This window comes from Thermomonas sp., assembly GCF_029945965.1.
Classification (GTDB): domain Bacteria; phylum Pseudomonadota; class Gammaproteobacteria; order Xanthomonadales; family Xanthomonadaceae; genus Thermomonas.
The window spans coordinates 593,144-613,832 of the sequence record NZ_JAQSDO010000015.1 but is presented as its reverse complement, the minus strand read 5'-3'; the positions used below and the strand labels follow the sequence as shown (position 1 = coordinate 613,832).

The 20,689-nt window shown below is 59.3% G+C and carries 21 protein-coding genes; 10 read left to right on the top strand and 11 right to left on the bottom strand.

The genetic code is table 11. The annotated features are described in order from the left end of the window. Positions 1-3: 3 nt before the first annotated feature. The 7 genes from PSV05_RS09135 to PSV05_RS09105 form a co-directional block, all read right to left on the bottom strand. A complete protein-coding gene (locus PSV05_RS09135) occupies positions 4-381 on the bottom strand; it encodes a hypothetical protein (protein WP_300064303.1) in 378 nt (125 codons plus the stop codon). A gap of 44 nt (positions 382-425) precedes the next feature. Then, the gene (locus PSV05_RS09130) at positions 426-869 is read right to left on the bottom strand and encodes a CBS domain-containing protein (RefSeq protein WP_300064301.1); all 444 of its coding nucleotides are present in this window, start codon (positions 867-869) and stop codon (positions 426-428) included. Between the two features lie 167 nt (positions 870-1,036). After that, a complete protein-coding gene (locus PSV05_RS09125) occupies positions 1,037-1,702 on the bottom strand; it encodes an isoprenylcysteine carboxylmethyltransferase family protein (protein WP_300064299.1) in 666 nt (221 codons plus the stop codon). A gap of 92 nt (positions 1,703-1,794) precedes the next feature. After that, positions 1,795-4,785 (bottom strand): NAD-dependent epimerase/dehydratase family protein, encoded by a 2,991-nt coding sequence (locus tag PSV05_RS09120; RefSeq protein ID WP_300064297.1) that lies wholly within the window; start codon positions 4,783-4,785, stop codon positions 1,795-1,797. Positions 4,786-4,988: 203 nt separating this feature from the next. Next, entirely contained in the window at positions 4,989-5,387 is a 399-nt protein-coding gene (locus PSV05_RS09115; RefSeq protein WP_300064295.1) for a hypothetical protein, read from the bottom strand. Positions 5,388-5,510: 123 nt separating this feature from the next. Then, entirely contained in the window at positions 5,511-5,771 is a 261-nt protein-coding gene (locus tag PSV05_RS09110; RefSeq protein ID WP_300064293.1) for a DUF5676 family membrane protein, read from the bottom strand. Positions 5,772-5,903: 132 nt separating this feature from the next. Continuing rightward, positions 5,904-6,104, bottom strand: coding sequence for a hypothetical protein (locus PSV05_RS09105; protein WP_300064291.1), 201 nt, complete (start codon positions 6,102-6,104; stop codon positions 5,904-5,906). A 378-nt stretch (positions 6,105-6,482) separates the two neighbouring features. Between PSV05_RS09105 and PSV05_RS09100 the strand changes: the two genes are divergently transcribed. The 8 genes from PSV05_RS09100 (at position 6,483) to PSV05_RS09070 (ending at position 14,894) form a co-directional block, all read left to right on the top strand. Further along, positions 6,483-7,205 (top strand): Crp/Fnr family transcriptional regulator, encoded by a 723-nt coding sequence (locus tag PSV05_RS09100; protein ID WP_300064289.1) that lies wholly within the window; start codon positions 6,483-6,485, stop codon positions 7,203-7,205. Positions 7,206-7,269: 64 nt separating this feature from the next. Further along, entirely contained in the window at positions 7,270-7,830 is a 561-nt protein-coding gene (locus PSV05_RS15085) for a hypothetical protein (protein ID WP_345782248.1), read from the top strand. Beyond that, positions 7,788-8,816: a phospholipase D-like domain-containing protein gene (locus tag PSV05_RS09095; RefSeq protein WP_345782247.1), complete on the top strand. Its 1,029-nt coding sequence runs from the start codon at positions 7,788-7,790 to the stop codon at positions 8,814-8,816. The genes PSV05_RS15085 and PSV05_RS09095 overlap by 43 nt, the downstream gene beginning before the upstream one ends. A gap of 84 nt (positions 8,817-8,900) precedes the next feature. Further along, complete coding sequence (locus PSV05_RS09090; RefSeq protein ID WP_300064287.1) at positions 8,901-10,211, top strand: APC family permease; 1,311 nt, start codon at positions 8,901-8,903, stop codon at positions 10,209-10,211. A 139-nt stretch (positions 10,212-10,350) separates the two neighbouring features. Then, positions 10,351-10,599 carry a hypothetical protein gene (locus tag PSV05_RS09085; protein ID WP_300064285.1) on the top strand — a complete coding sequence of 83 codons (249 nt, stop codon included), beginning with the start codon at positions 10,351-10,353 and terminating at the stop codon, positions 10,597-10,599. A gap of 246 nt (positions 10,600-10,845) precedes the next feature. After that, a complete protein-coding gene (locus PSV05_RS09080; RefSeq protein WP_300064283.1) occupies positions 10,846-12,177 on the top strand; it encodes a glucoamylase family protein in 1,332 nt (443 codons plus the stop codon). A gap of 57 nt (positions 12,178-12,234) precedes the next feature. Beyond that, a complete protein-coding gene (locus PSV05_RS09075; protein ID WP_300064281.1) occupies positions 12,235-14,619 on the top strand; it encodes a phosphoketolase family protein in 2,385 nt (794 codons plus the stop codon). Next, on the top strand, positions 14,616-14,894 hold the full coding sequence (locus tag PSV05_RS09070) for a hypothetical protein (protein ID WP_300064279.1): 279 nt from the start codon (positions 14,616-14,618) through the stop codon (positions 14,892-14,894). The genes PSV05_RS09075 and PSV05_RS09070 overlap by 4 nt, the downstream gene beginning before the upstream one ends. Here PSV05_RS09070 and PSV05_RS09065 read toward each other — a convergent pair. Then, positions 14,887-15,657 carry a PRC-barrel domain-containing protein gene (locus PSV05_RS09065; RefSeq protein WP_300064276.1) on the bottom strand — a complete coding sequence of 257 codons (771 nt, stop codon included), beginning with the start codon at positions 15,655-15,657 and terminating at the stop codon, positions 14,887-14,889. The genes PSV05_RS09070 and PSV05_RS09065 overlap by 8 nt on opposite strands. 437 nt (positions 15,658-16,094) lie before the next feature. Between PSV05_RS09065 and PSV05_RS09060 the strand changes: the two genes are divergently transcribed. Together PSV05_RS09060 and PSV05_RS09055 are read left to right on the top strand one after the other, a co-directional pair. Continuing rightward, the gene (locus PSV05_RS09060) at positions 16,095-16,415 is read left to right on the top strand and encodes an HPF/RaiA family ribosome-associated protein (protein ID WP_300064274.1); all 321 of its coding nucleotides are present in this window, start codon (positions 16,095-16,097) and stop codon (positions 16,413-16,415) included. Positions 16,416-16,520: 105 nt separating this feature from the next. Continuing rightward, the gene (locus tag PSV05_RS09055; RefSeq protein ID WP_300064272.1) at positions 16,521-17,552 is read left to right on the top strand and encodes a class I fructose-bisphosphate aldolase; all 1,032 of its coding nucleotides are present in this window, start codon (positions 16,521-16,523) and stop codon (positions 17,550-17,552) included. Between the two features lie 265 nt (positions 17,553-17,817). Here PSV05_RS09055 and PSV05_RS09050 read toward each other — a convergent pair whose 3' ends face one another. From PSV05_RS09050 to PSV05_RS09040, 3 genes are all read right to left on the bottom strand, one after another. Beyond that, positions 17,818-19,404: an FAD-dependent oxidoreductase gene (locus PSV05_RS09050; protein WP_300064270.1), complete on the bottom strand. Its 1,587-nt coding sequence runs from the start codon at positions 19,402-19,404 to the stop codon at positions 17,818-17,820. Between the two features lie 124 nt (positions 19,405-19,528). Beyond that, positions 19,529-20,050 (bottom strand): cytochrome c, encoded by a 522-nt coding sequence (locus tag PSV05_RS09045; protein ID WP_300064268.1) that lies wholly within the window; start codon positions 20,048-20,050, stop codon positions 19,529-19,531. 337 nt (positions 20,051-20,387) lie between these two features. Further along, positions 20,388-20,516: a hypothetical protein gene (locus tag PSV05_RS09040; protein ID WP_300064266.1), complete on the bottom strand. Its 129-nt coding sequence runs from the start codon at positions 20,514-20,516 to the stop codon at positions 20,388-20,390. Between the last annotated feature and the right edge of the window lie 173 nt (positions 20,517-20,689).

Sequence of the window (20,689 nt, the reverse complement as noted above, 5' to 3'; positions counted from 1 at the left end):
AGATCAAAACGTCTTGCAGCTACGCAAAAGTTCGGCGCGCTCTACGAGGTTGACCATGTGCTCCGCCGCGCGGATCGTGAGTGGGTGCTGCGTGAAGCCAGCACGCGGTGTGATGAAGGCAGCCATGTCGCGTGCCAGTTCGAGTTGCTGCTTGGTTGCGGTGGCTAGCAGTGAGGTCACCAGGTTCTCCAACGCGATAACGCGGCTGTGCAGCACCATAAATTCGAAGTCGGTCACCGCGGGCATCGATATGGCCTGGTCGGCTAATTCCGGCTCCACCTGGGAGCCGCTGGCCATTGCCCCGCCTTCGTTGTCCCACCTGGCCAACGAGCGTTGGCGCTGAAGCGCAGCATCATCAGGCTCTCGGCTTTCGCGTGCCATGCGGTTTCTCCTTTCAAAAGATAGAACAATCCGTTTGAACAGCTTTATCGATAGCCGACATTCATCACGTAGTCTCGAAGCAGCGCTTCCTCGTTCTTCACTTCGCCCAGTAAGCTCTGCAGGACGTCGCGCGAATACAGGATTCCCAGGGGCTTGCCATCATGTCCGACGACCGGCATGCGCTGCAGGCCGCGCGCTTTCATCGCCATCCAGACATCCTGCAGCGCTTCATTGGCGTGGCTGGACAGAACCTCACGCGTCATGATCGTATCCACCCTGGCCGAACATCCGTCCGCGCCGCAGCGACCGATCTGCGACACGATGTCGGTCTTGGTAATCACGCCAACCATGCTGCCGGTCTCGTTGCAGACGACAACGAGATCGGCGTGCAGCCTGGACGTGACCTCGGCTGCATCCGTCACCGAAGCGGCTGCGCCAATCGTTGCTAGCCGCTCGCGCGCTTGCGGCAGGATCTGTTCGACAAACATGTCTTTTTCTCCGTGCTGACGTGGACTGGTGCGCTGGATACGCAATGGCACTGTGCTTGTCCACAGCGAAAGACAAACGACTACGGAGCTTGATCACGCCTCTTAAGGCAAAGGATTTCTCACGTAACTGACGCGCCGGCCTGGGGCTAGATCGCCGATCACGTGGGTCATTCGCTGCTGCCTTGCCTTCCGCTGGAACGCTGCACCAGTAGCCGCCAGCCGCCGGATCGGGGAATGAACATAGGCACCTGCCGTCGATATGCCAGGTATTGCTCGCCGAACTGCTCGACCATCTTTTTTTCTTCGCTACGCGCGAGCAGAAAGTAGACCAGCACGATCACCGGAAACAGTCCGACCGAGAACACCGTTGGCCAGTGAACCACGCCTTCGCCGAACAGCCCGATGAACAATCCCGTGTACTGGGGATGCCGCACCAACCCGTACAGGCCATTCGTCACCAGCAGGTTTTGCTGCCGCGCGCGATAGAGCTCGCGCCAGCCCTGGATGAAGATGCCGATGCCGACGAACAGCAATGCGTAACCGAGCAGCATCGAGATCAGCATGCCCGCCTCGCCGAAGCCGACAAGTGACGACCAGAGGTTGGCATTGAGACCGGTGCGGTCGAGCCCGAAAAACCTCGCCAGCAGGTAGATTGTGAGGGGAAAGCCGTACATCTCCGCGTATAGCGCGATGATAAATGCCTGGACCACTCCCGCACCTACCCACTCGCGCCAGTTTTTCGGGGCGAAGTAGCGATAGAACAGCCAGGACGCCACCACGATCATGATCACGGCCAGGCCCCAAGCTCCGGAGTGCGCAAAATGTTCTTTCATGATGGAGCAAACTCCATTCGGCTAGGTTGCATTGGATCTCCAGATTTAGTGAATTTCAGGATTTCGGTTACCGGTTGACCGACGCGCTGCCCTTAAACGATGTACCGGTCCCAGCCCGCATACGAATCCTTGATCCGACCGCGCGGAAGCGCCAGTGCGATGACCACAACGCCGCTGATCACGCCATTCCAGGCTGCAAGCGGCGAGGCGATGCCGTCGAGCAGCCACGGCGCAGCGATCAACCACGCGCCCAACGGGATGTTGATGAATCGAATGGCGCGTCCGACCTCGGCGAAGGCCATGATCGAGAAGGTCACCACCAATGCGCCAATCAGGTGATCGCTGTTGGCCATCGCGCCTGAGCTGTCGAAGCTCAGCCGCGTGAAGGTAAGCCACACGCCAATGGCGATGCTGAGCAGCAGCGTCCACGGATAGGTGACGCCGCGGGTGGCCTGGGCGATCTTTTCGCCGGTCGTCGCGACCAACCCTTTGGCTGTGTCCGCACTGCCGCCTTCCATCGCATCACCGGTCCAGAACGTGCGCCAGAAGGGTTTACCGTTGCGGTGCGCATCGGTCATGAATTGGCCCATCGCCACGAATTCGTTCAACGAATACGGAATCATCACCAACATGGCGAGCGCGGCAATCAGGCACAACGTGCACCAGGTACCGATCACGATCGGTTGGATGATGACAAAGTAGACGCTCACAACGCCCAGAGGCAGGACCAGGATCGCCAGCGCCAGCACCATCCACGGCATGGTGCGCCAGCGGGTTTTTCCACCCATCCAGATCATCACCAGCTCGGCCATGTAGACAATCCCGCCAAGGGCGCCATCGGCAATCGGCCAGGCCTTGGATGCGTCCGAAGTGATAATGGTCTCGGTGCCGTTCATCATGCCCTTCATGGCGCCGCTACCGGCGAAAAACGGTTCCCACACCGCGTCGAGGTGGCCGAGTTGATAGGCCCCGAGGACACGCGAAGTGAGGAATCCAATCATCGCAAGCAAGCCGATCGGCATGCGCTGCATCCAACTCGATGGTGTGTATGCCCAGCCGGGCGGGACATCCGGGCCGCCCATCATGCTGGCCATGCTCATGCCAGGCATCATCGGGATCAGCACCGACAGCGCAATCACGAAAGCACCGACCAGTGTTCCGTTGGCATAGGCCTCGGGCAATGGCGTCCAGAACACCAATGGTGCGAACAGCAGCCAGACGCCGACGAAGGCATTGGCCCACTGCGCCCAGGGATGGCGACGCCATGCGTTGGCCGACAACATGCTGAAAGCGATCACCAGAACACCGCTGAGTACGTCACTCCAGCTCATCAGCAGGTTGCGCAGTTCGAACGACGACAGCCCGCGCTCGGCCATGACCCGCAACTGGTTGGCGTCGGGCGCGAAATCACTCATGTAGCCCAGCGTGAACGGACTGGTCAGCAGCCAGAAGCCAAGCATCATGGCGAGATAGTGCGGCCACAGCATTTTTCGATGGCCTGTGACCATCATGTCGACTTCACCAGCTTGAGCACCGGGCATGCCGTGGCCTTGGTGGCCTTGGTGACTTCCGTGGCCATCGTGCCCGTCGTGGGCCTCCTGACTGTCATGAACCTCGTGACCACCGTGACCTTCGTGAGCGGTCTGAGCGGCGTGGCCGCCACTGCTGTCATGGTTGCTGGGTGGCGGCTGACGCACCTCCAGCGGCATGCCGCATTTCGGGCAGGGTCCCGGTTCACTGGCCATCACTTCCGGATGCATCGGACAGGTGTACTCAGCATCCGCCGGCTGTGCGGTCGGCTCCAGCGTCGTGCCGCATCGCGGGCAATTACCCGGCGAAGACTGGCAAACTTCGCTGTGCATCGGACAACTGTGGGTGAGGTGCGCGCCGTCGGGCGCGGGTTGCTCCGCTTTTGCATCAGCGCCGGCGTGGTGCGCATGCGTGCCGATGGCTGCCGCCGGCGGACTGTCGCCAGTCAGGGCGGCTTCTGCATCTTCGTGGTCGGGGTAACGGCCTTTCAGCATCGCCTTGGTCGGCTCGAGGCCCTGCTCCCGATACCAGCCAACCGGGTCGGCCTTCAGCGCCGACACCATCTTGGGCAATGTCTCCCGTAGCGCACGCACGGGCACCCAGTCAAGCAGATTGCGTGCGCGGGTGATGTCCAGGGCGTAGTGGTCGTTGGCCCTGTCGATCATCCACGGTTTGATGAAAGTGTCCTGGCCCGGGATCTGGTCCTGCAGCCAGGCACCGAGCTTGGCTACTGGCGCGGGCACGCTGCGTGTCTCGTGCGAGTCCCCGTGGATCAGCCGCATGAACGTGTGCTGCAATTCGTCGTAGCTCAACGTCACCGGCTCGCCGATCAGGATCGGCGTCTCCGGCGGCAGCTGCGCGCGGTGGTCCACGGCGTGCTCGATGGCATCCACGACATCGTCCAAATGGACGTATGCCTGACCATGCGAGACTTCGCCGGAATACAGGTGAGCGGCGAACTGACCCTCATAGATGCGCTGGATCTGATGCGCCAACGGCGGCGAATGACACGAGTCGTCGTAGACGCCGGCCATGCGCAGGATCGTTGCGGGTATCTCGCCGCGCTCGAAGTGGATGACCTCTTCGGTGCGGACCTTCGACTCCGGGTAAGCCCAGGTCGGACCCAAGGGCCAGTCCTCGTCGATGAACTGGCCCGGCTCGCCCGGCCGGTGCACCAGCATCGTACTGGCGAAAATGAACTGTTCGACCTTGAACCCGTTGCGCAATGCGCGCAACAGGCGCCGCGTGCCCTCGACCGTGACCTCGTCGTACTTGGGACTCGGCTTGCCGAGGAAATCGTAGTAGGCAGCCAAATGCACGACAGATGCGATATGGGTTCCGTGATGCTCGCGCAGGATGCGCAGCCCTTCCTGCAGGCTCTCATCGGACGTGATGTCGACAGGGATTTGCGTGCAACCCGGCGGCGCGGGACTTGGCGCCTCGCGGTCAAAACCCACGACATCACTGAAGCGGCCCGCCAGGCGCTCCATCACCGCGGTGCCAATGCGTCCATTTGACCCGGTGACCAAGACGATCTTTTTTTCTGACTCCAAGTCTGGATCTCCTAATGCTGACGCAATTCTTGTCATTGCGTTCGCGTGAGCCGCTCCAGTTGCTGCGGATACTTCGCATCCAATATCGGAAGTAGTTTCAGCATGCTTTTCTGCAGCATGCGGATTTTTTTATGTCCTTTGAGTTTTTGTCGCACCCTTACCGCAAGTGCCCCGGCGGCTTATGCCGACGGGGTTTCACAGGCCTATTTCTTCGTGGGTGTCACAGGCATGTCCTTGTGCATCTGATCCATCTGCTTGTGCATCTGATCCATCTGCATGTGGTGCCCGGAGCCCATCATCCCGCCCTTACCCATCATGCCCGACATGTTTTCCATCATGCTGCTCATTTGCTTCATCTGATTCGCCATTTTCTTCATGGCATCGGGGCTCATGTCACCCTTGTCCATCATGCCGGACATGTTCATCATTTCACCTGACATGCTGTGCATCATTTCCGACATCTGCTGCGCGTCAGTTGCACTGTTCTCGCTCATACCCATCGCACGCGTCCCACCATGCGTCTGAGCACAGGCGGGAAGCGCAAAAGTGATTCCGGTAATCAAAAGTGCCAATCCTGCCTTTCTCAATATTGTGTGTTTCATGATTTATTCCTTGGTTAACAGGGATATCCGCTGAAGTAATTACTGCTCTTTGCCTAACTAAAAAATGCTCGCGACGGGATTTCTAGTGACAACACTTGTCCATTGTTCCCACCATGGGTGTCATCACGCATCGCCGAAGCGTATTGTCAGCCAGTTGTAGATCGGCACATACACGAGCGCCGCATAAACGCCGTACAGAAAGCTTTCGACCAGGCCCAATAGGAATTCCGGCCAGGTTAGCCACCTGAATCCCGGCAGTACCTGTTCCAGGAACACATGCATATGCAGGCTTTGCGGTGTGATCAGTCCGAATAACACGCATATGACAAAACTTACGGCACCCGACAATCCGAGCGCCCAAGCAACGATCTTGATGCTAAGCATGACCGGCCTTCCTTGTGTTGGTGGACTTGCGACAGGCTGCTTTCTTCATCCTTGCGCAACGAATGGTGCGGATCGCCGCCTTCGTCGGCTTTTCCGCAGCCATGACCGTCATGGCCACCATTTCCGCAGTCCTCACACCCATCGCATAACACCTTTAATGCTTTCCACTTGTAAGGCTTTCCACCGGGTGAAACGCTCGGCCTTTCCAACGTCGTTTGCTGTATTCGGCTCGGGCATGGCGAGGTCTTCTGTTGAAATGCCAGATGCTGCGATCACCCTCGAAGGGCGCTCGACGTACCCGTTCTTTGGCGTTGGAAGCAAATAAATCGCCATGTCAGTACCTCCTGCAACTTTACGGCTTCGAGATCATGTCTTCGTTCTTCATTCGTCGATTCCTGCGAACCGGCTCATAAGGACGAACAAGATCAGCAAGAGCAAACCTCAGAACACCCACCACATCAGATGTATACCGACTAAGTGATGGCCATCGTAGAAATGCGCCATGACGTTCTCCGGTGTGCGGTTGCAGGAGCACAGCATTGAATATGAGACGTACGCGCGTCTGTACGCTGTCCCACGTAGCGCGCTGAAACTTCAGGTATTTGTGAAGGGCTTGTGAGAGCCAAATTCAACTGGGGGCCATACTGGCTCATATTTCTGGCGTGCAGCTTCAGATGGGCCGCGTGCATCGCCCCCTCCCCCGGATCTTCGATGCCTACCCCGCCTTTCAACCCCCTTGAGAATCAGTTGCTCGCGGCCTTACCCGATAGCGAGGCTGGGCATGTGCTACCGCTGCTTGAATCCGTGGAAATGCCGCTCGGCAAGGTGCTCTACGAGTCCGGCAGCCTTATCACCCACGTTTATTTTCCTACGACATCGATCGTGTCACTGCTACACGTGATGGAAGACGGTGCCTCGGCCGAAATAGCAGTGGTTGGATACGAAGGCATCGTCGGAATTGCATTGTTCATGGGCGGCATCTCCACGCCGAGCCGCGCAGTCGTCCAAAGTGCGGGGCAGGGATTTCGACTCAAGGCGGACGTGATGAGGCAGGAATTCAATCGGGCTGGACCCATGATGCATCTCCTTTTGCGCTATACCCAGGCTCTCATCACCCAGAAGGCGCAGACAGCGGCCTGCAACCGCCATCACTCGCTGGACCAGCAGTTGTGTAGATGGCTGCTGTTGAGCCTGGATCGACTGCAAGGTAACGAACTCGTCATGACCCAGGAGCTCATCGCCAACATGCTGGGCGTGCGTCGCGAGGGCGTCACGGAAGCAGCTGGACATTTGCAGCAGGCAGGGCTGATTCGGTATCAACGCGGCCACATCACGGTGCTGGATCGAGCCGGAATCGAAAAACGCTCCTGCGAATGCTATGCCGTGGTCAAGAAGGAATACGACCGTTTGCTTCCCGCCGCAATAGCGACGTAAAAATCATGGGTTCCAGGAATCTCGGCTCATTCGAGTGGATTGACCAACGCTGACGATGCGACGCATGTTTCTCTGGATGGTTCTGGGATTGCTGTCATTGGTCGTTATCGTCTTCGTCGGCCTGCTGCTCTTCGACCACCTGACGCCACCGGCCACCGGTGCTCCCAGCCATGCGCTGGCGCTGCAACCGGGGCAGACTCAAATCGATCGGGAGTTGGCGCCGCTGCTGGCCACCCACCCGGGCAAGACCGGCGTTGTGCTTGTAACAGACGGACTGGATGCCTTTGCGATGCGCGCGCTGGCCGCGCGCAAGGCCGGACGCAGTCTCGACCTGCAGTACTACCTCTGGCACGACGACATGACCGGCCGCCTGCTGGCTCGTGAAGTGCACGCCGCCGCGCAGCGGGGTGTGCGCGTGCGCATCCTGCTCGACGACCTGAATGCCAAAGGCGTTGACCCCCAACTGATGGGCTGGACGCCCATCCGAACATCGAGTTGTGCTTCTACAACCCATTCCGCAATCGCCAAGGGCCGGCACGCGTACTGGAGATGGTGCATCGCATATTCAGCCTCAACTACCGGATGCACAACAAAGCCTGGATCGCCGACGGTCGCGTCGCCATAGTAGGCGGACGCAATATCGGCGAGACGTATTTCAGCGCCGATGCCGAGGTGAACTTCCGCGACCTCGATCTTTTGCTCTTCGGACCGGCCGTACAGCAGGCCAGTACCATCTTCGACGCCTATTGGAACAGCGCAGCAGTGGTCCCGATGGCTGCGTTGAGCCGGAAGAAACCCGAAACACTGCGTCGGATGCTGGCCAGCGCTGACATGGACGCGCTGCAGCCAGCCGCGAAACGCTATCTTGATCGTGTCGCCCAGACCCTTGCCGTGCGTGACTACTATCAGCGTGCCCTGGTTCCCCATTGGAGCACCGGGGTGCAGGTGATCGCCGATCCTCCGCTTAAAGGACGCGACCGGGATCACAGCGGCTGGCTGATCCATCGGCTGGCGGAAATGCTTGGCACAGCGCGCTACAAGGCACTCGTGGTTTCGCCCTACTTCGTCCCCGGCGAGGGCGGCACTGCCGCGCTGGCGGCGCTGGCCGGCAAAGGAGTCGAAACCGGCGTCATCACCAATTCGCTGGCCGCCACGGATGTCCCGGTGATGCACGCAGGCTATGCGAACTACCGCAAAACCCTGCTGGAGCAAGGCGTGCACCTGTACGAACTCAAGGCCCGGGGCAACACCGCATCAGTGGGCGCATTCGGCAGCAGCAGCGCAAGCCTGCATACCAAGGCGTTCACGGTGGATGATGCGCGCGGTTTCGTGGGCTCGTTCAACCTCGACCCACGTTCAATCGCCCTCAACACCGAGATGGGCGTGCTGTTCGAAGATCCTGCTATCGCCATTGATGTGCGCAACCAGTACTTGCGCCTGGCCGATCCCACCATCAGCTACTGGGTGTACCGCAATCCCAAGGGTGACTTGCGGTGGCTCGACCGGAGCCGGACACCACCGGCGATATTCCGACAGGAGCCGGATACCACTGTCTGGCAACGCGGTATCGTTCAAGTGCTCGACTGGCTCCCGATCGAATGGCAGCTGTAGATAGCCGAAAATTTCTCCACTCGGCACATCCGCGCCAAGATCATTTCGCGATCAATATCCTAATAATTTCAGAACTCCACGCACATGAAGTCAGCGTACAAGAAGGACAGCATCACGCTTGCCAGCGCGATCTCGATGGGAACTGGCGTAATGATTGGCGCCGGCATCTTCGCGCTGACCGGCCAGATTGCCCAGCTGGCCGGACCGCTATTCCCGATGTCCTTCGTCGCTGGCGCTGTCATCACGTCCGTCAGCGCGTACGCCTACATCAAGATGTCCAATGCCTATCCGTCCGCGGGCGGAGTCGCCATGATTCTGCAGAAGGCCTACGGTGCCGGCACGATTGCAGCGGCGGCAGCACTTCTCATGACGCTTTCGATGGTGATCAACGAGAGCCTGGTAGCGCGAACATTCGGCACCTATTCGATGCAATTGCTGGGTCTCGGTTATGACTCGTTGCTGCTGCCTGCGCTCAGCATCGGACTGATCGCGGTTGCCTACCTTGTCAACGCGTCTGGGAACCGTTCGGTAGGAGTGCTGTCGCTGATCATGGCGGCACTGAAGATAGGCGGGATCATGCTGTTCGGGATCGCGGTGCTGTGGGCAAGCGGTTTTACGTTCGCGCCTGCAGCAAATGATACGGGCGCAACCACACTAACCGGCTTTGTCGCTTCCATTGCGCTGTCCATCCTGGCCTACAAGGGATTCACGACGATCACAAATAGCGGTGCAGAGATCGTTGATCCCCATCGCAACGTTGGGCGCACCATCATCATCTCGATCACGATCTGCGTCGTCGTTTATCTGTTGGTCGCGTTCGCCGTTGGTTCGAGCCTTTCGCTACCCGAGATTATTCAGGCCAAGGATTATGCATTGGCCGAGGCTGCACGCCCTTCGCTCGGCAGTTACGGCTTCTATTTCACGGTCGCGCTCGCGATAACGGCGACCGCCTCGGGTTTGCTGGCAAGCATGTTCGCATGCTCGCGCATGCTCGCCATGCTCACTGACATGAAGCTGATCCCGCACAGCCATTTCGGGATGCCAGGAGGTGTTCGCGACCATACGCTCGTATACACCGCGGTGATCGCAGCACTCCTGACACTATTCTTCGACCTCAGCCGTATCGCGTCACTCGGTGCTTTCTTCTATCTTTTCATGGACATCGTGATCCAGTGGGGCGTTTATCGTCATCTTCGCCGCGAAATCGACGCCCGCGGCGGGGTGTTGCTGCTGGCGATCGGTCTCGATGTACTCGTGGTTCTGGTATTCGCAGCTCTGAAGCTTCGATCAGACCCGTGGGTCGTGGTGATCGCGGTTTTGTCCATTGCGTCGGTCTTCGCATTCGAGCGCCTATACCTGCGTAAGCGTCGCCAGCAACAGGCTGAGGCTTCCTGAGCCCACGGTTCTATCTGGACTATCGAAGCCGTTCCTCCTTCAAGCCAAGATCCAGTGCGTGCGGTAGCGAACAGACATCCCGCCATCAAAACAGGATGCTGCTTCTCTGCGCATCTCAGCACGCATCGGAACACCGTAAATGAAACACATCAGTGCAACTCGAGAAGCCGATAAATTGTTTGGATTCGAGCTGGCCCGACAGGCAGTTGAATCGCTTTTCGACAAGACATGGGACGAGCTGGATCCGATCTTGGCGAAAGTCTGGCTGTGGAGCGCTCATGTCATGGATTGGGACGAGGCAAGCACGGATGTGAGGCAGGCGTGGTCAACCTGCTTGGACAACACAGCGCGAAAATTGGAATCCGAAACCAACGCGCATCAACCTTAATATTTCGCTTCTGGCGGCATCATGGTCACTTGCTCATCGCGGTCCATTCACGGTGATCGACTGATACCTCAACTGACAGGCGGAAACCATCGTAAGTACGCATTGCGCTGTCACTCCGTCAAACAGGATGCCTTGTCCCCGCATCACTGTTCCCGTCAGGCATTGCCATTGCCTTGATCGTTATCACCTGCTTGGGCGGAGTAAATCGCCGGGTCCATCGGATCGAACAGAGGTGCCGGACCTGCCATGAACGATGTGACATCAACGCCACCCGGCAATACCGATTCTGCTCTGACAGACTTCGGCGAAACAAGGCTGGATGCGATGCAGCGCCGCTCCTTCCAGTACTTCCTGCAGCAGACCAGTTCGCTCAACGGTCTGGTTGCCGATAAGTCGCAGCGCGGCTCCGACGCCAGCATCGCGGCCGTGGGCTTCTCGCTGGCCTGTTATCCAGTTGGCATCGCGCGTGGCTGGATCTCGCGTGCCGATGCCGTCGATCGCACACTCACGGTGCTGCGCTTCTTTCGAAACAGCCCCCACGATGCGACACCCGATGCAACGGGGTACAAGGGCTTTTATTACCACTTCCTGGACATGACGACGGGTCGCCGCGCCGGGCGTTGCGAGTTGTCGACCGTCGATTCCGGCTTCCTGCTGGCCGGCATGCTGACCGCCGCGAGTTACTTCGATCAGGACGACGAGCAGGAACAAGAAATCCGGAATCTCGCGGAGCTGCTGTACCAACGGGTCGACTGGCAGTGGGCCTGCAATGGCGGCGCGACCCTGACTCACGGCTGGAAGCCAGAAAGTGGCTTCCTCCCCTACCGCTGGCAAGGCTATGACGAGGCGCTGCTGCTGTACGTGCTGGGGCTAGGCTCGCCGACGCATCCGTTACCGGCGGAGAGCTACACGGCGTGGGCATCGACTTATCAATGGAAGGCGGTCGATGGGTACGAGTACCTTTATGGAGGTCCTCTATTCCTTCATCAGTTCTCGCACTGCTGGCTCGACCTGCGTGGCATCCAGGATGCATTCGCGCGCGGAAAAGGCATCGACTACTTCGAAAACAGCCGCCGCGCGACGTACGCCCAACGGGCCTACGCAATTCGTAATCCGCTGGAGTTCGTGGGCTATGGCGCCAATTTCTGGGGACTGACGGCGAGCGATGGTCCAGGCTGGACCACGCGGCGGATCGATGGCATCGATCGGACCTTTTTCGACTACATCGCCCGCGGCGCACCGTATGGTCCCGACGACGGCACCATCGCTCCCTGGGCCGTCGCGGCGTCGCTGCCATTCGCGCCAGAAATCGTGCTGCCGGCGATCCGGCATCTGCAGGACGCCTATCCCCAAGCGAGCGGAGAACACTGTTTTCGCTGCAGCATCAATCCGACCTATTCCATCGAGTCGGACACCAGTCTTCACTGGTGCTCCGAATACCACTTCGGCATCAATCTGGGGCCAGTGGTGGTGATGTGCGAAAACTTTCGCTCCGGGCTGCCGTGGCGACTGATGCGCGCTTGTCCTCACATCAAGACCGGACTGCGGCGAGCAGGCTTTACCAATGGATGGCTGTGAGATTCCCACGTGCCATCCCCACAGATCCACCCATACGAATAGTGAGGAAGTCCGACCGTGAATAGCCCACTGACGGCGCTGACGCCGGAACTGCTGGAGCGGATGAACGCTTATTGGCGTGCAACCAACTATGTTTCGGTCGGACAGATCTACCTTCGCGACAATCCTCTTCTGAAACGTCCGCTCGAGTTGTCAGATGTGAAAGCGATGCTGCTCGGCCATTGGGGCACGACGCCGGGACAAAACTTCATCTACGTGCATTTGAACCGGATCATCAAGCAATACGACTTGGACATGATCTATATTTCCGGCCCTGGTCATGGCGGCCCGGCAGTGGTCGGCAATACCTATCTCGAAGGCACCTACAGCGAGATCTATCCAGAGATCAGCCAGGACGAGACCGGGCTGCAGAAGCTCTTCAAGCAGTTTTCGTTTCCCGGTGGTATCCCGAGCCACGCCTCGCCAGAGACGCCAGGGTCGATCCATGAGGGCGGCGAACTCGGCTACTCGCTCAGTCACGCGTTCGGTGCGGTGTTCGACAATCCCGATCTTGTCGTCGCCTGTGTGGTCGGCGATGGCGAAGCCGAAACCGGGCCACTGGCGACCGCTTGGCATTCCAACAAGTTCCTAAATCCCGTGACGGACGGCGTGGTGTTGCCGATCCTGCACCTGAACGGCTACAAGATCTCCAACCCGACAATTCTGGCTCGCATCACCCATGAGGAGCTGGAACAGCTGCTGCGCGGCTACGGCTGGACGCCCTACTTCGTCGAGGGAGATGATCCTGCATTGATGCACCAGGCGATGGCCGCGACGCTCGACACTGTCGTGGCGGAGATCAAGGCGATCCAGCAACGGGCCAGGGTCGACGGCGACCTCACTCGCCCGCGCTGGCCGATGATCGTGCTCAAGTCCCCGAAGGGCTGGACGGGGCCGAAGATCGTCGACGGCCTGCAGATTGAAGGTACCTTCCGCTCCCATCAGGTGCCGCTGTCAGATCCCGCCACGCATCCCGAGCATCTCGCACTGCTGGAAGACTGGATGCGCAGCTACCGGCCCGACGAATTGTTCGACGGAAACGGACGCCTCAAGCCCGAGCTGGCCGAACTCGCTCCCACCGGTGAGCGGCGGATGGGCGCCAATCCGCACGCCAATGGCGGCATTCTGCTGCGCGATCTGAGAATGCCGGATTTCCGCGACTATGCCGTGGAAGTGCCCGCGCCGGGGATCCTCGGCATCGGCGACACCAGCGTACTCGGACCCTTTCTGCGCGATGTTGCGACGTTGAACCAGGAAGCACGCAATTTCCGGGTGTTTGGACCGGACGAGACGCTCTCCAACAAACTGGGCGCGCTGTTTGAAGCGACCGATCGCCAATGGGATGCTGCCACCGCGCCCAATGACGAATTTCTCGCGCCCAGCGGACGCGTGGTGGACTCAATGCTCAGCGAGCACCAGTGTGAAGGCTGGCTGGAAGGCTATCTGCTGACCGGACGGCACGGGTTGTTCAACTGCTACGAAGCCTTCATCCACATCATCGATTCGATGTTCAACCAGCATGCCAAATGGCTGGAAGTCACGGCGCACCTGCCGTGGCGACGCAAAATCGCCTCGCTGAACTATCTGCTGGCCTCGCACGTCTGGCGCCAGGACCACAACGGATTCACACACCAGGATCCCGGTTTCATCGACCACGTCATGACCAAGAAGGCCGAGGTCGTGCGTGTCTACCTGCCGCCGGATGCGAACTGCCTGCTCTCGGTGATGGATCACTGCCTGCGCAGCCGCCATTACGTCAATGTCGTGATCGCGGGCAAGCACCCAGCGCCACAGTGGCTGACGATGGATCAGGCGGTGAAACACTGCACACAGGGGGCCGGCATCTGGCCTTGGGCGAGCAACGATCAGGAAGCTGCGCCCGATGTCGTGATGGCGTGCGCCGGCGACGTGCCCACGCTGGAAACTCTCGCCGCAGTTGCGCTGTTGCGCGAACATCTGCCCGAGCTGAAGATCCGGGTCGTGAATGTCATCGACCTGATGCGGCTGCAGCCGCAGAGCGAGCATCCACACGGGATGAGCGATGCTGATTTCGACGGACTGTTCACACCCGACAAGCCGGTCATCTTTGCCTTCCACGGCTATCCGTGGCTGATCCACCGCCTGACCTATCGCCGCACCAACCACGGCAACATCCACGTGCGCGGATACAAGGAAGAAGGCACCGTCACCACGCCGTTCGACATGACGGTACTGAACGACATGGATCGCTTCCACCTGGCGATGGACGTGATCGACCGGGTGCCGCAGGCGGGCGAGCATGGTATCTACCTCAAGCAGAAGCTCAAGGGCAAGCTGGTCGAGCACCGACAGTACATCAACGAGCATGGGCAGGACATGCCGGAAATCCGCAACTGGAAATGGAGTCTGGCTGGACACCCATGAAGCCTCAGCAGCAAGTACTCGCGCTCAACCTCGGCTCAGCGACGCTCAAGGCGGCGGCTTACGTATGGCGGCAGGACAGGGATCCCGGTGTACTGATCCAACGTGATGATCGTTTCGAGATAACCGTGTCGACCGGAGACGGTGCAATGCATGGCCTCATAATCAAAGTCATGACGGGCCACCTATCGGAACACGTTGTGGGTGAAACGGACCCGAGCAAGCGCGCCCACGAAGCAGCCGCCCTGATCGAACTCCTCCAGCGTTATTTCAAGTAACGGGATCGTCCAAAGGCATCGCAGGATCGTAGTGCGGTGCGTTCTTCATTTGTTCGCGGGTCAGGTCGATCGAGACCGTGCCGTCGAACCAACTCACGCCCTTGATCGATTGCGGCGCGATTAATACCTGATGCCCCAGCCACCAGCTACTGGTGTTCACGATGAGGTATCGGATCTCCCAAGTCTCATCGTCGAACAGAAGGCCCTGCACATGACCGATCTCTCCATCGGTTGCGTGTATGCGATAGCCCTCAACGATCTTGGCGCTACGCAAGTGTGGATCGAGGTGTTGCGTGCCGGAGTCGTGGACTCCAGTCGCATCCACAGGGGGTTGAACTTCATCGAACACAGGCAATATGACAGCGGGTGTCGACACGAATTCCGGCATCGCCATCAGATGCGGATTCGGATAATTTCCTGCTCCCCAAAGTCCAGGACCGGCCCAGTAAAACGGATAAACGTAGTAGTCGAGGAACTCGCCTTCGTGCTGCCGCGAAACTGGCTGGTCGGTATCGATGTCGGGACTGTTCCTGACCTGATCCATTTTGATCGCCGCGGGGAGAGTTTTCTCTTGCCAGTCCGGACGACCCGTTCCAATTGGCGAGATCAGCACCTTTCGACTGGATAACCAACTACCTGTTTCGACAACGAAATATCGTACGACCCAAGCGTGGTCATCGAAGTAGAAATCCTTGATATGGCCAATCGTGCCGTCGCTGGCATGGATGGCGAACTCGTGCAGATCGTCGAGCTTGCGTAGCATGAGAAGTCTCCTTGGGTGATGGGAAGCACGCGCTCCATCGCAGAATGAGCCATGACTGTAGCTACGGTCTGTGCGCCAGGCCACGCAATACGTCCGGTCTGCACAGATCGTTCGCATCGGGTCGCTCTCAATTGGTGAGATCTCGCCATTGGCCGAACGCTGAGGATGCGCCTCAGGCGCGTGTTTGCTGTAGATCGTTGAGTCCAACCAGCACCGAGCGACGAAGTACGCCGTATGCAGAGCCGCCTATGTGCGACGCCGAACGGAATGCCATGAACGCCGCCAGTAGACTTGAGATCTTCGAGTGCATCTAGGTATTCGACGCCATCGCAAGCGGATCTAGTGACCCCCGCATGGGGGATGCCTGAGCGTACTGGCTTGGCGGCATTCGATCAGCAATGAACGAACCTGACCCATAAAGAGGAAAGAGGAATCTGATGCAAATCCAAGTCAATACAGATGACCACATTGAAGGACACGAGGCTCTCGTGGCTCGCGTTGAAGTTGCAGTGGCGAGTTCTCTCGACCGTTTCAGCACGCACATCACGCGGGTCGAGATGCACCTCAGCGAAGAGAACGGCGACAAGAGCGGCGAGAACGACAAGCGCTGCATGATGGAAGCCCGTCTCGAGGGGCGGCAACCCATTGCAGTCACGTCCCACGCAGCGACCCTGGATCAAGCTGTCGCCAGCGCGACGAACAAGTTGAAAAGATCCCTTGATGACACGCTGGAGCAGCTACTAGGGCATCAGTCGTAGTTGAAGCGTGAGTCGCCAAGCGCTTCGGCGTCGAGGGCGATTCGCGGATTTGAAAAGGAAAATCGCCATGCTTGAAAGTTTGAAAGAACTGAAATTCACGTCCTCATGACCACGCCGGAACTTATCGAAACCGCGCGCCAGCTGGTGGGAGCCGGTAAGGGTCTGTTGGCGATGGACGAAAGCAACCCGACCTGCAACAAGCGCTTCGCTGCGCACGGCATTGCGCAGACCGAGGAAGCGCGGCGAACGTGGCGCGAGATCATCGTCACGACCCCGGGGCTGGCCGGCAGCATCAGCGGCGCGATTCTCTACGATGAGACGATCCGCCAGCAAACCAAAGACGGCACGTCCTTTGTCAAGATCCTGACCGAAGTGGGTATCGTTCCCGGCATCAAGGTCGACACTGGCGCGAAGGATCTGGCGGGCCGACCCGGAGAGAAGATCACGGAAGGTCTCGATGGTTTGCGCGATCGCCTCAAGGAATATGCCGGCATGGGCGCGCGCTTTGCCAAGTGGCGCGCGGTGATAACGCCCGGCGATGGTATGCCCAGTCGAGGTTGTATCGAGGCCAATGCGCAGGCGCTGGCTCGCTATGCGGCCCTGTGCCAGGAAGCCGGACTCGTACCGATCGTCGAGCCGGAAGTACTGATGGCTGGCGGGCATACGCTGGAGCGAAGCCATGAGGTCACCGAGGAGACGCTGCACAGCGTCTTCAACCACCTTTTCATCCAGGGCGTCATACTGGAAGGCGTGATCCTGAAGCCCAATATGGTGCTTCCTGGATTGAGCAGCCCGAAGCAGGAAAGCGTGGACGAGGTCGCCGCCGCTACGGTGGAGCTCCTTCTCAGGACTGTCCCCGCAGCGGTCGCGGGGATTGCGTTCCTGTCCGGCGGTCAATCGGCGGAACTGGCCTCTGCCCGTCTCAACGCAATGAATGTGCTGGCGAGGTCGCCGGCATCGCATCTGCCCTGGCCACTGGTGTTCTCGTTTGCCCGTGCGATCCAGCAGCCGGCCTTGGAGATCTGGCAGGGCAAGCAAGATCACGTTGCGGCGGCGCAGGACGCGCTGCGCCATCGCGCCCACAGCAACCATGCCGCACTCCAGGGTAAATATAGCGAAGCAATGGAGCGAACTTGAACCATGCCCGGAAAAAGCCGCTTGAGCGTCTATCTCGTGCAGCAGGGTGAGACCGAACGATCGAGTGCTGCCACGGGCACGGGATATCGGTAAGTCGGGCGGGTGATGTGTAGCCATCTCTAAGGGCTTTAGGCGCTCAGCGCCGGCCCTGCTCTTTCGAGAATGACTTGCAGCCTTTGATCGCCGGGAACTAGTTGCCGGGCAGATCACGAATATCCCTCAGATGCCTTGCGGCAACGCGATCCCAATTACGCGAGGTAGGGGTTTATTTAATGGTATTGGTAATGGTTCGCTCGAACGCAACCTCCGCGTGCAGTCCTGCAAGATCGCGATGGATCACAGCCACGGCCAGTTGCCTGCCGTCGCGTGAGTAGCGGATCTTGCAATTGCGTTTTTCCAGATCACCTTCGATCTGCACATCGTCGAAGGGCGCGGCGTGGCCAACGTAGGCCAGGCCGAAATCGTATTGTTCGGTCCAGAAGAACGGCACCGCGTCGAAGCGCTCCCGCATTCCAAGCATGTTTCGCGCCGCGGTCTGACCTTGCCGCTCGGCTACTACCCAGTGTTCGACCCGGATATTTTCGCCAGTCAGCCGATCCGGCCAGCGCGCGATATCGCCGGCAGCATAAATGCCGGGAATGCTGGTTTGCAGGAATTCATCCACGCTGATACCGCGATCTGTCGCAAGGCCAGCCTGCTCGGCCAAGTCAATGCTGGGTTTGACGCCCACGCCGATCACCACCAAATCAGCATCGAGCCACTTGCCGTTGTCCAGGGTCACGCCGGTCGAATCGATCGAAGCGGGAGACGCACTCAGATGAAACGTCACGCCATGCTGCTCGTGCAGGCGACGGATGAAACCACCGACTTCCGCGCCGAGTATCTTTTCCATCGGTATTGCTTCGCGCCCGACCACGTCAACGCTGAGTTCACGTGCCCGCAAGGATGCGGCGACCTCCAAACCGATGAAGCTCGCGCCAATCACGACGACGCGCTTCGCCTTCCCGGTACTGGCGATCAGGGCATCGCAATCGGCCAGGGTGCGTAAATAATGCACGTGCGGAAGATCGGCGCCGGGTAAATCGAGAGGTACAGAATCAGCACCGGTGGCGAGCAGCAACGCGTCGTAGGCACACGCACTCCCGTCCTCGAGTTCGATCCGTTTATGCGCGCTGTCAATTCGTGTCACGCGCGCATTCAAGCGCAGGTCGATTTTGTGTTTTCGATAGAACGACAGCGTGGGCGGCGGCGTGACTACCGCATCGCCGGTTCCAGCGAGCGTTCCCTTGGAAAGGTTGGGCCGATCATAGGGCGGTGAGGTGTCTGCGCTCAGCATCGTGATCGTTCCGGCGTAACCTTGCTCGCGCAACATCAGTGCGGCCGCATTACCCGCGCCGCCGCTGCCGACGATCACGATCGACTCTGGCGCGTCGGCAGCATCAGTATCCATGGTGTCGCTGCCCAGTGCGGTCTCCAGTTTTTCATGTACGTAGATGACACCGGTCTTTTGTTCGACGGGGGTAAACTGGCGCGCTGCATCGCGCACGTGCTCAACACGCCACACGGGTACCGCACACAGCGCGGGCGCGCGTTCAACTTCGCCGGTGTCGAGGGAGAAGCAGGCGTGGTGCCACGGACAACGAATCGAGTTGTCGACCAGCAATCCGTCCACCAGCGGAGCGCCGTAGTGCGCGCAGGTGGCGCCGATCGCGAAGAATTCCTCCCCCCGCCGGATCAGCAAGACTGGTTCGCCCAGTGCATGACCGAGCAACATGTCGCTGTCAGGGATCGTTGCGACATCGACGCCTTGGGTGAAGTCCGGGCCGCTCAGGTTGGGTTTGTCTTCGCTCATGTTGTGCTCCTGAAAGTTCTTAGCGCGCGAGGCTATCGCGGCTATTCGCGACCTTCGACCCCTAACCTTTAGACGTGCAGCAACCGACCGCCAACCCACGCCGAGTCAGTTAGGGACTGGGTGTTTACAGTCCAGGGAAACGCGCTGTGGCGTATTGAGTGTGGCAAGCGACACATCCATCAACCATCTCCGAGAACTGCCGCAACTCATGCTTCGTGTCCCGGTCGCGCCCGGCTTGCGCGAGCTGGGCACTGATCTCGTGAAACGCCTTGTCACGCTCAAGAAATGCGTCTGGCACGGCCGCTAGCAGGGCCTGCTTGTCCGCGGCGGTCATTTGCTGATCCATGATGAAGCTATCGTGGATCGCCTGCGCCTTACTGGCCACGGTTTCGTGGTCACCTTGCACAATTGCGGCCTGGATCGCTTGAGTGGCTCCGAGGATCGCCTGCATCTCCTGTATGAGCAGCCCCCGGACCTTCGGCGGTAGCTGTGCACCGACGTTGATATTGACAGGCTGCTTCTCAGCGCTTGCCGTCGCTGCGGGCATAGGAGCAGCCCGGTGCGCCGTGTGGTTTGCAGTCTCCGGCGGCGATTGGACCTTGCATCCTGACAGTGCCAACAACACGCCGAGAAAGCAGATGGTCACGCCGACCAGGTGAGGTATCCGTAAGTGCATTCGTACTCTCCCTGGATGGCATTGATGTGTAATTTCTAAAGCCTACTGCGCCGATCGAATGGGTGCCGTGAAGCCGGACCGCTAATGGAGGTGTCGGCCCAAGTGAACATGCCGGCCTACGACACCTCCAGTCCCTTCCAGTTGTCGTCACCGTCAAACACGTTGGCGTAGCCGTCCGCGAACATTTCACTCTTCACGGCGCTGCCGACGTCCGCGGCGATTTAATGGCTCGAGGGCCAGATGTCTTCCAGATATACCGGTTTGCCATCGCGTGCTGTGCCCAGGGAATCCTTCAGCAAATTGGTGTTCATGGTGCCGGCGAGGCATAGGCGACGACCAATGGTGGCGACGCCAGCAAGTTCATCTGGATCTCGGCGTGGATGCGTGCGTTGCGGCGATACGTTTCGTGTTGGTGTTGCTCTGAGATCGCGGCCATCTCAGATTCAACCTGGGCCTGGCGCTCCAGGTCTGGCTTCAGTGCCTTGATCCATGGATGTTGTCATCATGCATTTCCTCTGGTTCTGCCAATAGGCGTGTTACCGGGACGCTCGGGACCGCTCGCTTACACACAGATAACAAATGTGGGCGCCTAATGATTGAACCGACATG

What these genes read in the sequence shown, in the direction of transcription:
- PSV05_RS09095 (WP_345782247.1), top strand. Translation starts at nt 7,788, where the DNA reads ATGCACAACAAAGCCTGGATCGCCGACGGTCGCGTCGCCATAGTAGGC.
- PSV05_RS09130 (WP_300064301.1), bottom strand. Translation starts at nt 869, where the DNA reads ATGTTTGTCGAACAGATCCTGCCGCAAGCGCGCGAGCGGCTAGCAACG.
- PSV05_RS09040 (WP_300064266.1), bottom strand. Translation starts at nt 20,516, where the DNA reads ATGGCCGCGATCTCAGAGCAACACCAACACGAAACGTATCGCCGCAAC.
- PSV05_RS09105 (WP_300064291.1), bottom strand. Translation starts at nt 6,104, where the DNA reads ATGGCGATTTATTTGCTTCCAACGCCAAAGAACGGGTACGTCGAGCGC.
- PSV05_RS09080 (WP_300064283.1), top strand. Translation starts at nt 10,846, where the DNA reads ATGAACGATGTGACATCAACGCCACCCGGCAATACCGATTCTGCTCTG.
- PSV05_RS09090 (WP_300064287.1), top strand. Translation starts at nt 8,901, where the DNA reads ATGAAGTCAGCGTACAAGAAGGACAGCATCACGCTTGCCAGCGCGATC.
- PSV05_RS09135 (WP_300064303.1), bottom strand. Translation starts at nt 381, where the DNA reads ATGGCACGCGAAAGCCGAGAGCCTGATGATGCTGCGCTTCAGCGCCAA.
- PSV05_RS09060 (WP_300064274.1), top strand. Translation starts at nt 16,095, where the DNA reads ATGCAAATCCAAGTCAATACAGATGACCACATTGAAGGACACGAGGCT.
- PSV05_RS09055 (WP_300064272.1), top strand. Translation starts at nt 16,521, where the DNA reads ATGACCACGCCGGAACTTATCGAAACCGCGCGCCAGCTGGTGGGAGCC.
- PSV05_RS09070 (WP_300064279.1), top strand. Translation starts at nt 14,616, where the DNA reads ATGAAGCCTCAGCAGCAAGTACTCGCGCTCAACCTCGGCTCAGCGACG.
- PSV05_RS15085 (WP_345782248.1), top strand. Translation starts at nt 7,270, where the DNA reads ATGTTTCTCTGGATGGTTCTGGGATTGCTGTCATTGGTCGTTATCGTC.
- PSV05_RS09050 (WP_300064270.1), bottom strand. Translation starts at nt 19,404, where the DNA reads ATGAGCGAAGACAAACCCAACCTGAGCGGCCCGGACTTCACCCAAGGC.
- PSV05_RS09100 (WP_300064289.1), top strand. Translation starts at nt 6,483, where the DNA reads ATGCCTACCCCGCCTTTCAACCCCCTTGAGAATCAGTTGCTCGCGGCC.
- PSV05_RS09125 (WP_300064299.1), bottom strand. Translation starts at nt 1,702, where the DNA reads ATGAAAGAACATTTTGCGCACTCCGGAGCTTGGGGCCTGGCCGTGATC.
- PSV05_RS09065 (WP_300064276.1), bottom strand. Translation starts at nt 15,657, where the DNA reads ATGCTACGCAAGCTCGACGATCTGCACGAGTTCGCCATCCATGCCAGC.
- PSV05_RS09085 (WP_300064285.1), top strand. Translation starts at nt 10,351, where the DNA reads ATGAAACACATCAGTGCAACTCGAGAAGCCGATAAATTGTTTGGATTC.
- PSV05_RS09110 (WP_300064293.1), bottom strand. Translation starts at nt 5,771, where the DNA reads ATGCTTAGCATCAAGATCGTTGCTTGGGCGCTCGGATTGTCGGGTGCC.
- PSV05_RS09115 (WP_300064295.1), bottom strand. Translation starts at nt 5,387, where the DNA reads ATGAAACACACAATATTGAGAAAGGCAGGATTGGCACTTTTGATTACC.